This is a genomic window from Pseudomonas sp. H3_A02, assembly GCF_054671965.1.
The window spans coordinates 6,422,723-6,436,751 of sequence record NZ_CP162807.1 but is presented as its reverse complement, the minus strand read 5'-3'; the positions used below and the strand labels follow the sequence as shown (position 1 = coordinate 6,436,751).

Annotated in this window: 17 protein-coding genes; 14 read left to right on the top strand and 3 right to left on the bottom strand. The window is 58.9% G+C overall.

Annotated elements, in window-relative coordinates; genetic code table 11:
* Positions 1-798: 798 nt before the first annotated feature.
* The 3 genes from fdxA to AB4N80_RS28375 form a co-directional block, all read right to left on the bottom strand.
* Positions 799-1,122, bottom strand: coding sequence for a ferredoxin FdxA (gene fdxA, locus AB4N80_RS28385; protein WP_122565445.1), 324 nt, complete (start codon positions 1,120-1,122; stop codon positions 799-801).
* 143 nt (positions 1,123-1,265) lie between these two features.
* Positions 1,266-3,833: a DNA mismatch repair protein MutS gene (gene mutS, locus AB4N80_RS28380; protein WP_175459538.1), complete on the bottom strand. Its 2,568-nt coding sequence runs from the start codon at positions 3,831-3,833 to the stop codon at positions 1,266-1,268.
* Positions 3,834-4,522: 689 nt separating this feature from the next.
* Positions 4,523-4,876, bottom strand: a complete 354-nt coding sequence (locus AB4N80_RS28375) for a DUF6124 family protein (RefSeq protein WP_460080012.1) — start codon at positions 4,874-4,876, stop codon at positions 4,523-4,525.
* A gap of 617 nt (positions 4,877-5,493) precedes the next feature.
* Between AB4N80_RS28375 and AB4N80_RS28370 the strand changes: the two genes are divergently transcribed.
* The 14 genes from AB4N80_RS28370 (at position 5,494) to AB4N80_RS28305 (ending at position 14,015) form a co-directional block, all read left to right on the top strand.
* Complete coding sequence (locus AB4N80_RS28370; RefSeq protein ID WP_122565482.1) at positions 5,494-6,228, top strand: LexA family transcriptional regulator; 735 nt, start codon at positions 5,494-5,496, stop codon at positions 6,226-6,228.
* Between the two features lie 512 nt (positions 6,229-6,740).
* Positions 6,741-7,160: a tail fiber assembly protein gene (locus tag AB4N80_RS28365; protein ID WP_122565442.1), complete on the top strand. Its 420-nt coding sequence runs from the start codon at positions 6,741-6,743 to the stop codon at positions 7,158-7,160.
* Between the two features lie 171 nt (positions 7,161-7,331).
* Positions 7,332-7,514, top strand: a complete 183-nt coding sequence (locus AB4N80_RS28360) for a Com family DNA-binding transcriptional regulator (protein WP_305469948.1) — start codon at positions 7,332-7,334, stop codon at positions 7,512-7,514.
* A gap of 20 nt (positions 7,515-7,534) precedes the next feature.
* Entirely contained in the window at positions 7,535-8,179 is a 645-nt protein-coding gene (locus AB4N80_RS28355) for a hypothetical protein (protein WP_354338131.1), read from the top strand.
* Between the two features lie 29 nt (positions 8,180-8,208).
* The gene (locus AB4N80_RS28350) at positions 8,209-8,637 is read left to right on the top strand and encodes a hypothetical protein (RefSeq protein ID WP_122565440.1); all 429 of its coding nucleotides are present in this window, start codon (positions 8,209-8,211) and stop codon (positions 8,635-8,637) included.
* A gap of 125 nt (positions 8,638-8,762) precedes the next feature.
* Entirely contained in the window at positions 8,763-8,951 is a 189-nt protein-coding gene (locus AB4N80_RS28345) for a Com family DNA-binding transcriptional regulator (protein WP_122565439.1), read from the top strand.
* A 4-nt stretch (positions 8,952-8,955) separates the two neighbouring features.
* Positions 8,956-9,786, top strand: a complete 831-nt coding sequence (locus tag AB4N80_RS28340) for a putidacin L1 family lectin-like bacteriocin (protein WP_122565438.1) — start codon at positions 8,956-8,958, stop codon at positions 9,784-9,786.
* 210 nt (positions 9,787-9,996) lie between these two features.
* Positions 9,997-10,347 (top strand): phage holin family protein, encoded by a 351-nt coding sequence (locus tag AB4N80_RS28335; RefSeq protein WP_339476212.1) that lies wholly within the window; start codon positions 9,997-9,999, stop codon positions 10,345-10,347.
* Positions 10,348-10,383: 36 nt separating this feature from the next.
* Positions 10,384-10,896: a hypothetical protein gene (locus tag AB4N80_RS28330; protein ID WP_460080004.1), complete on the top strand. Its 513-nt coding sequence runs from the start codon at positions 10,384-10,386 to the stop codon at positions 10,894-10,896.
* Between the two features lie 3 nt (positions 10,897-10,899).
* Complete coding sequence (locus AB4N80_RS28325) at positions 10,900-11,511, top strand: phage baseplate assembly protein V (RefSeq protein WP_122565434.1); 612 nt, start codon at positions 10,900-10,902, stop codon at positions 11,509-11,511.
* Positions 11,512-11,522: 11 nt separating this feature from the next.
* Complete coding sequence (locus AB4N80_RS28320; RefSeq protein ID WP_014336817.1) at positions 11,523-11,855, top strand: phage baseplate protein; 333 nt, start codon at positions 11,523-11,525, stop codon at positions 11,853-11,855.
* Positions 11,852-12,847 carry a baseplate J/gp47 family protein gene (locus tag AB4N80_RS28315; protein ID WP_305482824.1) on the top strand — a complete coding sequence of 332 codons (996 nt, stop codon included), beginning with the start codon at positions 11,852-11,854 and terminating at the stop codon, positions 12,845-12,847. Before AB4N80_RS28320 ends, AB4N80_RS28315 begins: the two co-directional genes overlap by 4 nt.
* A complete protein-coding gene (locus tag AB4N80_RS28310) occupies positions 12,844-13,488 on the top strand; it encodes a phage tail protein I (protein ID WP_122565431.1) in 645 nt (214 codons plus the stop codon). The genes AB4N80_RS28315 and AB4N80_RS28310 overlap by 4 nt, the downstream gene beginning before the upstream one ends.
* The gene (locus AB4N80_RS28305) at positions 13,485-14,015 is read left to right on the top strand and encodes a hypothetical protein (protein WP_122565430.1); all 531 of its coding nucleotides are present in this window, start codon (positions 13,485-13,487) and stop codon (positions 14,013-14,015) included. The genes AB4N80_RS28310 and AB4N80_RS28305 overlap by 4 nt, the downstream gene beginning before the upstream one ends.
* Positions 14,016-14,029: the final 14 nt, after the last annotated feature.

Below are 14,029 nucleotides of genomic sequence, written 5' to 3'. Positions count from 1 at the left end.
CGGCTATCAGGCCGCCTCGTAGTGGGGTGGACGTTGATCTCGGCGCCCCGTTAACCACGCTGGCCGAACGCAGGCATTGTGGAGTGGGCATCCCGGCATGGATGCCGGGATAGCCGCGCTGGGCCATGGATGGCCCTTCGCGGCGGCCCACGGAGCAATGCCTGCGTTCGGGCATGCCGAGCCTAAGCGAGGCACCGAGTGGTGGGGCAGAAGCGTTTTGCTTACTTTTGCGCTTCTCAAAAGTGAGCCGCCGTAAGGGCGGAACCATAAGCCGCCGTTACCGAAGAAACGGATATACACCCCCCCCTGTAATCCCCCACCCGTAAACGATAGAACATCACGACTGGTTTAAAGCCTTTGCGCTTCCGAAGGGTCATTTCCCTAGCCCGATCTATTTGTAGCTTCAGCTTGTAAGCCTTTGCCTAGTGTTACGTAAGCAATCGGTTTCTCATCGCCGGGACAGACAGCTATAAAAGCCGTGATATTTTTATATTCAACTGATTTATAAAGGGAATTTTTTGATGAACGTAGTGTGACAGAGCAAGCCACCTGTATCAGCCGCGTTGCACTCGCCCGGGAAAATACTAATATCAGTCCTGTGTCGACGGACAGACACACCCGTCAAGGACGATGGGAAGGAAGGACATCGCAGGACGCGATTCATCAGGACGATGAATAGGATTAAAGGGATTAGGGAAAAAATGTGGGCGGGTCAAACCGCCCCTTTTTTTTGCCTGCGATTTTGTTCCAGGCAGCAAAAAGGCCCGCAAGGGGCCCTTTCGACGAACATGGCAACGATCAGCGTTCGAGGTCTGCGATCTTGCCAGTCTTGCCATCCCACTCTTCGGCGTCCGGCAGAGCGTCTTTCTTCTCGGTGATGTTCGGCCAGATCTCCGCCAGTTCAGCGTTCAGCTCGATGAAGTTCTCCATGCCGGCCGGCACTTCGTCTTCCGAAAAGATGGCATTCGCCGGGCATTCCGGTTCACACAGGGCGCAGTCGATGCACTCGTCCGGGTGAATGACCAGGAAATTCGGCCCTTCGTAAAAGCAGTCCACCGGACACACTTCTACGCAGTCGGTGTACTTGCACTTGATGCAGTTGTCGGTGACGACGAAGGTCATTTCTAATTCTCTCCTCAGGCGGCGGCAGCGAAGCCCTTTCACGGTGGGGTCGCCAGGTTCGGGAGCGGTAGTCTGCGAACCAGGCTAAATAGTCCGCAGCATCCCAAACCGCGCGAGATTCTAACAGCTTGAAAGCCTGTGCGTTAGATCCGTGTCTTCAATGTATAGAGTAAATCCAGCGCCCGGCGTGGGGTCAGGTCGTCCAGATCGAGCTTGGCCAGTTCATCGAGCACCGGATGGGGCAGGCTGGCGAACAGGTCGCTTTGCTGAGGCGCGGCCGGTTTGCCTTTGGTTGGGCGCGGAGCTTCGTGAGGCAGGCTGGTGGTTTCCAAGCGGCTCAGGTGCTCACGGGCGCGGCTGATCACTTCGCTCGGCACGCCGGCCAGTTGCGCCACTGCCAGGCCGTAGCTCTGGCTGGCCGGGCCGGGCAGCACGTGGTGCAGGAATACGATGCGTTCATTGTGCTCGGTGGCATTGAGGTGAACGTTGGCCACCAGTGGCTGGCTTTCAGGCAGTACCGTCAGCTCGAAATAGTGAGTGGCGAACAACGTGTAGGCCCGCAAGTGCGCGAGGCGTTCGGCCGCAGCCCAGGCCAGGGACAAGCCGTCGAACGTACTGGTGCCGCGTCCGACTTCGTCCATCAGCACCAGGCTGCGTTCGGTGGCGTTGTGCAGGATGTTCGCGGTTTCGCTCATTTCCACCATGAACGTCGAACGCCCACCGGCCAGGTCATCGCTGGAGCCAATTCGGGTGAAAATCCGGTCTACCAAGGACAATTCGCAACTGGCCGCCGGCACGAAACTGCCGATGTGGGCCAGCAGCACGATCAACGCGGTCTGGCGCATGTAGGTGGATTTACCGCCCATGTTCGGACCGGTGATCACCAGCATGCGGGTGTTGTCGTCCAGGCTCAGGTCGTTGGCCACGAACGGCGTGGTCAGCACTTGCTCGACCACCGGGTGACGACCCTGGCTGATGCGCATGCACGGCTCGCTGACGAAGCGCGGGCAGTTCAGGTCCAGGTTCAGCGCGCGTTCGGCGAGGTTGCTCAGCACGTCCAGTTCCGCCAGGGCGCCGGCGGTGTCCTGCAAGGGCGGCAGTTGGCTGATCAGATCCTCGAGCAGTGCTTCATAGAGCATCTTTTCCCGAGCCAGGGCGCGGCTCTTGGCCGACAGTGCCTTGTCTTCGAACGCCTTGAGTTCCGGGGTGATGAAGCGCTCGGCGCCCTTGAGGGTCTGGCGGCGAACATAATCGGCCGGGGCTTGCTCGGCCTGCTTGCTCGGCAGTTCGATGAAGTAGCCGTGGATGCGGTTGTAGCCGACCTTTAGGTTGGCCAGGCCGGTGCGGGCTTTTTCCCGGGCTTCGAGGTCGATCAGGAACTGGCCGGCGTTCTCGCTCAGCGCTTGCAGCTCGTCGAGTTCGGCGTCGTAGCCGGTTTTCAGCACGCCACCGTCACGGATTACCGCTGGCGGGTTGTCGATAATGGCTTTCTCCAGCAGCGCGGCCAGCTCCGGGTAGGTACTGGTGGTACGCGCCAGTTGTTGCAGGTGCGGCGCTTCCAGGTCGGTCATCGCCACTTGCAGTTCAGGCAACGCACCGAGGGCATCGCGCAGGCGGGCCAGATCACGGGGACGGGCGTTGCGCAGGCCGATACGGGCGAGGATCCGCTCGATGTCACCGATTTCCTTGAGCTGTGGTTGCAACTGCTCGAAGCGATAACGATCCAGCAGGCAGGTAATGGAGGACTGGCGCGCCAGCAGCACGGTCAGGTCCCGCAGCGGCCGATTCAACCAGCGGGTCAGCAGGCGGCTGCCCATGGCGGTCTGGCAGCGATCGACCACCGATTGCAAAGTGTTGTCGCGCCCGCCGGCCAGGTTGGTGTCCAACTCCAGGTTGCGGCGGCTCGCGCCGTCCAGCACCACCGTGTCATCCAGGCGTTCGTGACGCAGGCTACGCAAGTGGGGGAGGGCGGTGCGCTGGGTTTCCTTGGCGTAGGCCAGCAGGCAACCGGCCGCGCCGATGGCCAGGGTCAGGTTCTCGCAGCCGAAACCCTTGAGATCTTGGGTGGAAAACTGCTGACAGAGACTTTTCAGCGCCGAGTCGCGCTCAAAATCCCACGGCGCCCGGCGACGCACACCACGGCGTTTTTCCGCCGGCAGGTCTTTGGGCCAGTCATCCGGGATCAGCAGTTCCACCGGATTGACCCGCTCCAGCTCCGCCAGCAGGTTTTCCCAGCCCTTGATTTCCAGCACCGAGAAATTGCCGCTGGTGATGTCCAGCACGGCCAGGCCGAACAGGCGTTCATCGCCCAGCACGGCGGCGATCAGGTTGTCCCGGCGTTCATCCAGCAAGGCCTCGTCACTGACGGTGCCCGGGGTGATGATTCGTACGACTTGGCGTTCCACCGGCCCTTTGCTGGTGGCCGGGTCGCCGACTTGCTCGCAGATCACCACGGATTCGCCGAGCTTGACCAGCTTCGCCAGGTAACCTTCCGCTGCGTGGTAAGGAATCCCACACATCGGAATCGCCATGCCTGCCGATTGCCCACGTGCCGTCAGGGTGATGTCCAATAGCTTGGCGGCTTTCTTCGCGTCCTCGTAGAAGATCTCGTAGAAGTCGCCCATGCGGTAGAACATCAGCTGATCGGGGTGCTGGTTCTTCAGGCGCCAGTATTGCTGCATCATCGGCGTGTGGGAGGACAGGTCGTTCACGGCTGTATTCATGGGTGTCAGGGAAGCTCGTTGAAAGGTGTGGGGCAAAAGGAGGGGCATTGGCCCGGCTTTTCCGCGATGGGCGCAAGGTTAACATGGGCGGTCTGGTGCTACCCATATGTGAGTGGTTTTTGGGACTTTGGTGTATATGGGATTGAGTGCATATCCGTTGCTACGGTAACGGCTGCTGGCGGTTCCGCCCTTACGGCGGCTCACTTTTGAGAAGCGCAAAAGTAAGCAAAACGCTTTTGCCCCACCACTCGGTGCCTCGCCTAGGCTCGGCATGCCTGAACGGAGGCATTGCTCCGTGGGCCGCCGCGAAGGGCCATCCATGGCCCAGCGCGGCTAACCCGGCATCCATGCCGGGTTGCCCACTGCGCAATACCTTCGTTCAGCCAGCGTGGTTAACGGGGCGCCGAGATCAACGTCCACCCCGAGGCGGCCTGATAGCCGACCTGGTTCCTGGTGGGACCGCGTTCCCCCTGTGGGAGCGGGCTTGCTCGCGAAAGCGGCCTGACAGCCGGCCTGTCTCTCGGGTTGTACCCCGATCCAATTGTGGGAGCGAGCTTGCTCGCGATGACGGCAGCCAGTACAACTTGGTTGTAACTGGACTACCGCTATCGCGAGCAAGCTCGCTCCCACATGGGGTAGTCGGGCTTCTCTTAGGTCTCGGCTTGCATCATGAGTGCCTACCTCACCTCAACCACATCCAACGCCCGATTCGCCAGCAACTGGCTCAGCTCGATCATCTGCTGGACCCCCAGCGCGATATTCCGTCGCGAGCCCTTCAGGTCGAATGCCAAATCACTGACCATGGCGTTGGCCGAGGCCAGGGTTTCGCTGAGGTTGGCGAGCAGGCATTCGGCGTCGATGTTAGGGGCGATGATGAAAAGGGTGTCGGGTCTGTCGGAGGTGTCTTTGTCGGCCTTCGGCTTGAGGTAATAGTCCAGGGCGCGGGTGGCCGCGTCGTCGAGTTTTTTTGCGTTGGCCGATTGGCTGCGGGAGACGTGATCGTCTGGGGGATTTTGCGTGTTCTTCGGCATTCTATTGGATCCTTGAAGTTGAGCCACCACTCACTCGCGACTAAACGAGGGGTGGCAGCTGTACGCAGGTTAGTCGACCGGGGATCCAAGAAACCGGCGCGCCCGAGGGCGCCCTGCGCACAACTACCATCAAGTGCAGGAATAGAAGTACCTGACTGAATGGAGCAATGAGCACCTTGGAATACCGAGCGACTAAACCCGATCACTGATGGGCAGTGACAGGATCAAAAGTACCGATGGGCCCCAAGGCGCACAAGCCGGCGGATTCTGGCGTAGTTGTAGGCAGAGGCGCAAGAAAACGTAGCCTTGCGTCGCACATTTGAAGGACGGACTTGGAGCCTTTTCCTAGGGACGTGTAGGGCGAATTCCCCATGTGATCAGCAGGGGCATCAGATATGGAGTCAAGCTCCTGTGGCGAGGGGATTTATCCCCGTTGGGCTGCGTAGCAGCCCCTAAGTGGCTAGTGCACCTTGGGGTGGAATTTAGGACCGCTTCGCGCCCCAGCGGGGATAAATCCCCTCACCACAGTGAATCAAATGAGGCTTAAGTGAGGCGTATTGCATATTTATGCAAAACAGCATTTGTCTTCCGCAAAAAGAACAAGCATCATGCGCGTTATGCAAAAACGCAACGTTTCTACCGTATTAAGAGCATTGCTCGATCAGCACCGGATCTCCCCCACGGAGCTTCACCGGCGTACCGGCGTGCCTCAGTCCACCCTCTCGCGGATCCTCAGCGGCAAGATTGTCGACCCTTCGGATAAACACATCTCGAAGATCGCCGAATACTTCGCCGTGAGCACCGACCAGTTGCGCGGGCGCGCGGACGTTGGGCCCGCTGGCAATGCCCGCCGCGACGAGCCGCATTCCGAACTCAAGGACATAAGCCTGTGGGACGACGAAACACCCGTCGAAGAAGACGAAGTGTCGGTCCCTTTTCTGCGCGAGGTTGAATTGGCTGCTGGATCAGGAAGATTCGTCATCGAGGAAAGCGAGCGCTCCAGCCTGCGCTTCGGCAAGCGCAGCCTGCGCCATAACGGCGTGCAGTTCGACCAGGCCAAGTGCGTGACCGTTCGCGGCAACAGCATGTTGCCGGTGCTGCGAGACGGCGCCACGGTCGGGGTCAACGCAGGCAAGTGCGGGATCGGCGACATCGTCGACGGTGATCTCTATGCCATCAACCACAACGGCCAACTGCGGGTGAAGCAGCTTTATCGCCTGCCCACCGGCATCCGCCTGCGCAGCTTCAACCGCGATGAACATCCGGACGAGGACTACACGTTCCAGGAAATGCAGGACGAGCAAATCGTCATCCTCGGCCACGTCTTCTGGTGGGGCATGTACGCCCGCTAACCCCTGCGCTGTCAGATAAAACCCGCCGCCGTGCGGGTTTTTTTTCGCCTCCTGAAAACCCATAGCCCCTTTGTTTACGAGGGGTTCATGCATTCGTGCATTCGTTGCGCATAAATAAATGCATTAACGCATTGACTGTATATGCATACATGCATATTCTGTGTCCAAGCCGCTCGACAAAGCGGCTGGCAACAAAGCTCTTTAGTTCCATCAACAGGCAGCGATGAACCGGCCTTAACGGTTCAGAGGGTTGGCAACTGACCCGGGTGTGCAGCGTAAAGCACCAGAAGCAGTTATCCGGCGGGCAGGGACCGCGGCCGGAGGAACAATTTGAATGGATCCGTACCGCGCCAGTCGCGCCGAAAGATCAACTTTCTTCTGGCCATTGGTCAAGGAAAACGAAGGAACGCATTACTGAAAAGCCCGGTTCGTTGCCGGGCTTTTTGGAATGCCTACCTGAAGCAGGCAGATCGAAGAGTGCCGGAGTACCGGCAATCAATAAGGATATAAGCATGAAAAAATACGCACGCGTTGTGGACGGTAAAGTCGACAACATCTACGAAACCGTCAACCCGATCTCTGAGGAATTCCCGGCAGACCAACTTTGGATTGACGTTACCGGCAGTTCCAGCACCGAAGTCGATTATGACTACAACGCAGTCAACACTGATGGGATCTGGTCGTTTAACTCCGGTTTCCCGTGGCCACAGACTGCACTCGCAGAGCAGATGCGTAATGAAAAAGCCAGGCGGCTCGACAGCGTCATGACCCGCGTGGCGTCTTCGGGATTGCAATTCAAAGTCGATCTGGGCGTCGCTACCGCTGCCGAGCAGGCTTACTTGATTGCCTTCAAGGAGTATTGCGTCGCCTTCACTCAGGTCAACAAACAACCCGCTTTTCCTCTGAGCATTGTTTGGCCAGAGTTGCCCTAGCGGAGTGTCTTTTTGAAAAGCCCGGTGCAGTGCTGGGCTTTTTTCACGGCCTTCCAAAGCTCCCAGGAAGCGGACGTGACAAACGAGCAACAAGCGTTGCTGGACATGCCGATCTGACTGGTCATGGTGCTCGCTCTGGTGGGGGGCGCGCCGCCAATGGGAGGGCTTTCGATGCTGAAGGATTTCAGATGCGGTCACTGCAAAAGACTTCTGGCCCGCATGGGCGAGAACACCGAACTCCAGATCAAGTGTTCCCGATGCGGAACGTTGAATCATGTGAAGGCCGTTGAGCCTCGAGTGAACGCCAGCGAGCGAACAGCGTGCGGAATAGACCCTGCACCCCGTACTCAATGACATTCATCGAGGTAAGAAAAATGAAATTCCTCAAAAAAATCCTGCTGGCGACTGCCTTTCTGTCGTCCTTCGTATCCCTGAACGGTTGGGCTGATACGGCGATGTCGTGGAACCTGGCCCGGGACATGTACCTGATGACCGAAGCCGCACCGGCCGGTTCGCCCTGGTCGTTCATGCAAAACAAATCGGGGGTGAACGGCTCGGCCAACTACACGCTCTTTCCGTCGTTTCAGGCTGGGGTATGTAATGGCAAGCCAACCACCTGCTGGCGTGACGATGCGACGGCTGCTTGGATCTCTATTCCAAATGAAAGCTTCACCTTCACCGGCTCAGGCACCAGTTTCGTGTTCAAGCAGGGTGACGTGGCCACGCATCCGGGCACCAACAGCCAGAGCATCTTCCGCTGGGCCAGTCCTGTCACCGGCAATATCAACGTGCTGGGGCGGGTCAATGACTTGCATAACGCTTGCGGGGATGGTGTTGGCTGGTCGCTCAACCTGGGCGATATCGTGCTCCAGTCCGGGAGCCTGGTAAACGGCGGCAGCACTACCTTCATGTTGAACAGCGTCGCAGTCACGCCGACGTCTTTGCTTTATCTGGTCATCGACAGAAAGGCTAACAACTCTTGCGACGCGACCAGTGTGGACATGCTGATTACTCGCTAAGAACCTATTTAGCTAAAGGAAGTAAACCAATGAAAAAATTGTTCAGCATGTTGATCGCAGCCGTTCTGGCTACCCAGGCCATCCAAGCCATTGCCGAAACCTCACCTGTCGGCTCCTGGCAATTCGCTTACTACCACGTTCCGGGCGGTGGTTTTTATGCCAACCAAACGATCTGCTTCAAAGCGGACAATACCTGGTACTCAAGCTCGCAGGCTGGCTGGAAGGGCGCATGGTTCCAGAACGGCGATGATCTCCAATGGAATGGGAGTGTGCCAATGCCAGGGGCAGGGAGTGCCAACAATCTCGCGACCATTGCCATGGGTAAATTGGTGGTTGCTGGCTCGATGTCGGGTAACTACGCGGAATGGGCAGCACCCAGTACGCTGCCGCTGTCGTGGGACAGGCACTACACCTACACCATGACTTACAAAGGCGCGACCTGCGCTGCTCCGAAGTGACGCCAACCCTGTTCCATTAAAGGCATGTCGAAAGATCAGGCGTATTACTGAAAAGCCTGGGCAACCGGGCTTTTTGGAATGCCTGTGCAAGGCACTTCAAACCGCCGCCACTGGGAGGGCTTTCAATGCTGAAGGATTTCAGATGCGGTCACTGCAAGAGACTTCTGGCCCGCATGGGCGAGAACACCGAACTCCAGATCAAATGTGCCCGATGCGGGACGTTGAATCATGTGAAGGCCGCGAGCCTCGAGTTATCGCCTTTGAGCGGCATGGATGCGGAATTCTCCGCGATAGCTCATTTGACTTATAGGTAATCATATGGCTGGACGTACACGTATCCCCTTTCAAGGTAGCGGCACTTCCGTTCTTCCCGCCTACCAAACAATGACTGCAGGACAGTTCCTTCTCTCGCCGAACGGCCGCTTTAAGCTGCTGCTTCAGGCCGATGGGAATTTAGTATTGCAGGATAATGGCACGGTAGTGTGGGTGGCCAACGAGAAACAGCCCTACAGCTCAACGGTCCCACTGCGTTACCAGGTGCCGCCGCAGCTTTACGTTCAATATGGCGCATTCCTGGATGATCCTATCCGTAAGCGCACCTGGCTGACCGATAACAGCACCTTCACCAGTGACGATCAGTGGAACCGAACTCATATGGTGCTCCAGGATGACGGGAATATCGTCCTGATCGACTCGGTAGCAATCTGGAATGGCACGCCGTCTATTCCGCTGATGCCAGGTGCTAATGCGTCGGTAATTTTCTCAAGCCCCGTCGAGTTGGCACCCGGGATTCCGTATTTTTCTGGTGATGGTGCCTTGATATTCCAAGGGGACGGTAACGTAGTGAACTACGGTCCGAACTGGAGTGTGCGATGGTCCAGTTACACCCAAAACAAGGGAGCCGTGAAGGCTGTATTCCAAGCTGATGGGAATTTCGTGGTCTACGCCGCGAACGACAAACCCCTCTGGAACTCCGGCACGGATGGACATCCGGGCGCGGTACTTCGTTTACAACCAAATGGTGGCCTGGCCGTAATCAAGGATACGCCTGTTTGGGCGCGGTTCGGCTTCCAACCAACCTACCGCCCGATCCGCTTGTTCGATCCAAATTCTTTCAGGACGTTCGATATCTGGACGTGGAAGATTTGATAGCTAAAGCGCGTTTGGAGTGATGCCCAAGCGGGTACGAACGGGGTCTTCCCCGGGATACCTACTCGATACCAATCAGAGCCCCGCCATGATGCGGGGCTCTTTCATATCTCAAATGACTTGGCGCAACCGTCGGAAAATTCTGGCGGAGAGATGCCAGGGAAACATCTTGGTTCCTACACAATTATCAATCCCCCCAGGAAGCGTGACATGACAAACGAGCAACAAGCGTTGCTGGACATGCCGATCTGGCTGGTCATCGTGCTCGCCCTGGTGGGCGGGGTGTCCGGCGAGATGTGGCGCGCCGACAAGGAGGGCGCCCGTGGCTGGTCGTTATTGCGGCGCCTGGCCTTGCGCTCCGGCGCCTGCATGGTCTGCGGAGTCTCGGCGATCATGCTGTTGTATGCCCTCGGCATGTCGATCTGGAGCGCTTGCGCCCTGGGTTGCCTGACTGCCATGGCCGGTGCCGATGTGGCGATCGGTCTTTACGAGCGCTGGGTCGCCAAGCGGATCGGCGTTTGCGAAGTCCCTCCGCGGGACGTTCCTCCCGACCAGCCGTGAACCCACATCGCTGATCCCTACACAAGGAGGCGATCAATGCCCGTCCTTATCGAAAAACCGTCGCAGCTGTTCTTCGCCATTGCCCAGACGCTGCGCACCACTTACCCCACTTTGAAAATCGGCAGCCCCCAGGACTTCGATGGCACCGACGATCAACCCTGGGTGCTGATTGCCCTTGAGCGTGATGGACCCGGCCACCGTGCGAACGACGGGCGTATCGCCCATGTCCTGACGGTTTCCCTGCAAGTGGTCATGGCTGTTCCGGGCTGGGATGCCTGCGACTTGGCCGCTGAGTTGAAACACCTGGTTGTGGATAACCGCTGGGGGCTGTCGGGCGATCAATGCGACCTGCCCACGGAGCTCGACGGCCTGCCGTCCACGTTCATCAACCCGGCACGGCAATACACCGCCTGGACCCTTTCCTTCAACCAAACCCTGTACCTCGGCCCGACACTGCTGGAGGACCCACTGGGTATCCCGAAGTTTGCCCGCACCTGGGAAGTGTCGAACATCGACGACTCGGACCAATACACCGCACTCGAGGGGTGAGCCATGTTTGATGCGCTGTTACGGATGCATCTGGGGCCGATCATCGAGCGTCTGGCGCAGATGGAAACCGAGCTGGAAGACATGCATCGGCGGGCGGAGAGTTTCTGCCGCATCGGCGTTTGCCAGGAAGTCGACGCGGCCAGCAACACCTGCAAAGTCAGCCATGGCGGACTGCTGACCCCAGCGATCCGTTTTTTCAACCCGAGCGCCGGCGCCCAGAGCGAGTCGCGGATTCCGTCCGTGGGCGAGCAGTGCCTGTTGCTGAACCACGGCGGCGGCGAGAGCGGCGGGCAGGCGGTGGCGTTGTTCGGCCTCAACGGCGGCCAGTTCCCGCCCGTCTCGACCCAGGCCTCGCTGACGCGTCGCCTCTATCAGGACGGCACGGAAAACGGCTACGACCACGCCAGCCATGTCCTGCACTGGCAAAACGGCCCGGCGGCGTTCAGCGGTTCCCGTGAAGCCCTCCAACTGAGCATCGGCCCGTCGCAGTTGGCGATGACACCCGAGGCCATCGAATTGAAAGTCGGCGCCGTCGGCATTCGGCTCGACGCCTCCGGTGTGCACCTGAGCGGCCCGGTGGTGGATCACCAGGGACGCGTCATCAGTACCGCATAAGAGATTTCCTCATGATTGGAATCGATCGAAATACCGGCGCCACGGTCGACGACTGGCTGCAGTTCGTGCAGCGCGCCACCCGTGCATTGACCACGCCGTTGGGCACTCGCCAGAAGCGCCCGTTGTATGGCTGCGCCCTCACGCAGTTGCTGGGGCAGAACCTCGGCGACGACCTGCTGATCCTTGCCCAGAGCCACGCGGCCCAAGCGTTCTACAACCCGGACAACGGCATCGATGATTTCGAGCCGCAGGTCATTGTCGCCAGTCGGCACGGCGCCGGATTGTTGCTGCGTTTCGCTGGCACCTGGAAGAACCGCAAACAGACTTTCGAGGTGGTGACATGAGCATGTTGATACCCGGCCAGAACCAACTGGCCGAACCGACCATCGTCACCGTCGAAGCCTTCGAGGACTTGCTCGCAGAGTTCAAGACCTTCGTGGTCGAATACGTCGCCGCACGCTCTCCCGGTAGCGCCACCAAGTTGCTGGACAGCCTCGAAAACGAAAGCGAACTGCTGACCCTGGCCCTCGAGGCATTCTGTGTCCGGCTGCAAACCCACGAACGCAAATACAACGCCCGCATCAAGCAGATGTTGGCGTGGTGGGCCACGGGCACCAACCTCGACGCTCGCCTCGCGGACATGGGCCTTGAGCGCCAGTTGCTCGACCCGGGCGACCCGGCGGCCTTCCCGCCCATTCCCCCGGTCTACGAGAGCGATGATGATGCCCGGTTGCGTTATTACCTGGCGCCCCATGCTCCGGCGGCTGGCTCGCGCATGCAGTATCGGCGGGAGATTTTTACATTGGGGGAACGGCCGGTGGTGAAGGTGGATAGCACCGCATCCGGGGTCGTGACAGTGACCTACACCTTTGACCCTGACGGTTTTGCCGCTCAAATCAAGGACGGCAATGCCCGCCGTACCGCGCCTGGCGAGGTGATGGTGACGGTGCTGTCTCGTGAAGGCGATGGCAGGCCCTCTGCACAGTTGCTCGAAGGTGTTCGTCGACATTTCGCCCGTCCCGATGTCCGGCCGGAAACCGATCTGGTGACGGTGCAGGGCGCGCAGATAAAACCCTACAAGATTCGGGTCATCGCCAGGATCAACAGTGGTCCTGATTCAGGACTGACCCGCGCAGCGGCACAGCAGCAATTGCAAGGCTATGCCAATACATGTCATCGGTTGGAAGGCCGGGTGGATCCTAGTTGGATCGATTACACCCTCCATTCGGCCGGAGCGGTGCAACTTGAGATTCTCGAGCCGCTGGAGCCCATCGTGACCAGCGCTTTCGAAGCGCCCTATTGCACGACGGTAGACGTGGAGGTGCTTACGCTATGAGTGACTCCGTTGCGCTGCCGAGTCTGCTGCCGGCCAACAGTTCACCCTTGGAAAGGGCGCTGGATCTGGGCTTCGCCAAGCTGCTCGATCGTGTTCAGCCGCCGTTCCCCGAATTGATGAATCCGAGTGAGACGCCGTCCGCATTCTTGCCTTATCTGGCGGCGGATCGGGGCGTCAGTGAGTGGAATGCGGGAGCCAGCGAACTGGAAAAACGCCTGACCGTTTCATTGTCCTGGCAGATCCAGCGCCAGGCGGGCACCCGTCAAGCCTTGAACCACGCCGTTGAATCACTGGGGTTCACGCCTCACGTCACCGCTTGGTACGAGCAGCAACCTCGTGCCCACCCTTACACCTTTGATGTACAGGCGATCATTGGCCAGGACTGGTCCAGTGGCGATCACAACCGCTTGATTCAGCGGATCAATGCAGCCAAGAGCGAGCGCGACCAGGCCACCATCACCCTCGTGCATCAAACCCGCGGTGGCCTGGCAGCGGCGGCAGTTTTGCACGGGCCGCTGACTGACGGTGAGCTGTTTTTGTGCGGGGCACTGCCGCTACTCGATCTCGGTGCGCGGCTTATCGGCATTGGGATTTCCCAACGCTACACCATTAACGATTACGACCTCAGGGCGCAGTCATGACAGAAGACATTACGCGCTTGGTTCGCTTCACTTCCGCCGGCCTGGCCGAAGTGTTGCAGGCAAAGAACCAAGGCTTGAAAGGTGAGATCACTCACATCGGTGCCGGCACCGCCCGCTACGATCCCAATGGATCGGAAACGGCGCTTCGCAATGAGCGACAGCGTGTGCCAATCGTGGATTACGAAGACCTGGACCCAGGGCAGCTGAGAATGGCCGCTTTGTTTGAGGGGCCGGATGAATATGAGATTGGCGAGTTCGGTTTCTATCTTTCCACCGGCACGCTGCTGGCGGTGTATTCGGTGGCTGGAAAGCTGCTGACCTACAAAGCGGCTGCAGCACGAGTCTTGCAAAAGTTCACGCTGGATATTTCACCGTTGCCGGCGCAAAGCGTCACGGTGGTGGTCGGGTCCGACAACCTGAACATTCTATTGAGTGAAGAAATCGCCACGTTGGCTACCGCCAATATCGACAACATGGCGCGGCACGTGGGCCTGATGTTTCGAGTGATAGCGCTCGAAGCCAAATAATCAAATAGCACAAG

What these genes read in the sequence shown, in the direction of transcription:
- AB4N80_RS28370 (WP_122565482.1), top strand. Translation starts at nt 5,494, where the DNA reads ATGCAAAAACGCAACGTTTCTACCGTATTAAGAGCATTGCTCGATCAG.
- AB4N80_RS28375 (WP_460080012.1), bottom strand. Translation starts at nt 4,876, where the DNA reads ATGCCGAAGAACACGCAAAATCCCCCAGACGATCACGTCTCCCGCAGC.
- AB4N80_RS28345 (WP_122565439.1), top strand. Translation starts at nt 8,763, where the DNA reads ATGCTGAAGGATTTCAGATGCGGTCACTGCAAGAGACTTCTGGCCCGC.
- AB4N80_RS28350 (WP_122565440.1), top strand. Translation starts at nt 8,209, where the DNA reads ATGAAAAAATTGTTCAGCATGTTGATCGCAGCCGTTCTGGCTACCCAG.
- fdxA (WP_122565445.1), bottom strand. Translation starts at nt 1,122, where the DNA reads ATGACCTTCGTCGTCACCGACAACTGCATCAAGTGCAAGTACACCGAC.
- AB4N80_RS28335 (WP_339476212.1), top strand. Translation starts at nt 9,997, where the DNA reads ATGACAAACGAGCAACAAGCGTTGCTGGACATGCCGATCTGGCTGGTC.
- AB4N80_RS28340 (WP_122565438.1), top strand. Translation starts at nt 8,956, where the DNA reads ATGGCTGGACGTACACGTATCCCCTTTCAAGGTAGCGGCACTTCCGTT.
- AB4N80_RS28320 (WP_014336817.1), top strand. Translation starts at nt 11,523, where the DNA reads ATGATTGGAATCGATCGAAATACCGGCGCCACGGTCGACGACTGGCTG.
- AB4N80_RS28315 (WP_305482824.1), top strand. Translation starts at nt 11,852, where the DNA reads ATGAGCATGTTGATACCCGGCCAGAACCAACTGGCCGAACCGACCATC.
- AB4N80_RS28360 (WP_305469948.1), top strand. Translation starts at nt 7,332, where the DNA reads ATGCTGAAGGATTTCAGATGCGGTCACTGCAAAAGACTTCTGGCCCGC.
- AB4N80_RS28305 (WP_122565430.1), top strand. Translation starts at nt 13,485, where the DNA reads ATGACAGAAGACATTACGCGCTTGGTTCGCTTCACTTCCGCCGGCCTG.
- AB4N80_RS28325 (WP_122565434.1), top strand. Translation starts at nt 10,900, where the DNA reads ATGTTTGATGCGCTGTTACGGATGCATCTGGGGCCGATCATCGAGCGT.
- AB4N80_RS28330 (WP_460080004.1), top strand. Translation starts at nt 10,384, where the DNA reads ATGCCCGTCCTTATCGAAAAACCGTCGCAGCTGTTCTTCGCCATTGCC.
- AB4N80_RS28365 (WP_122565442.1), top strand. Translation starts at nt 6,741, where the DNA reads ATGAAAAAATACGCACGCGTTGTGGACGGTAAAGTCGACAACATCTAC.
- AB4N80_RS28355 (WP_354338131.1), top strand. Translation starts at nt 7,535, where the DNA reads ATGAAATTCCTCAAAAAAATCCTGCTGGCGACTGCCTTTCTGTCGTCC.
- AB4N80_RS28310 (WP_122565431.1), top strand. Translation starts at nt 12,844, where the DNA reads ATGAGTGACTCCGTTGCGCTGCCGAGTCTGCTGCCGGCCAACAGTTCA.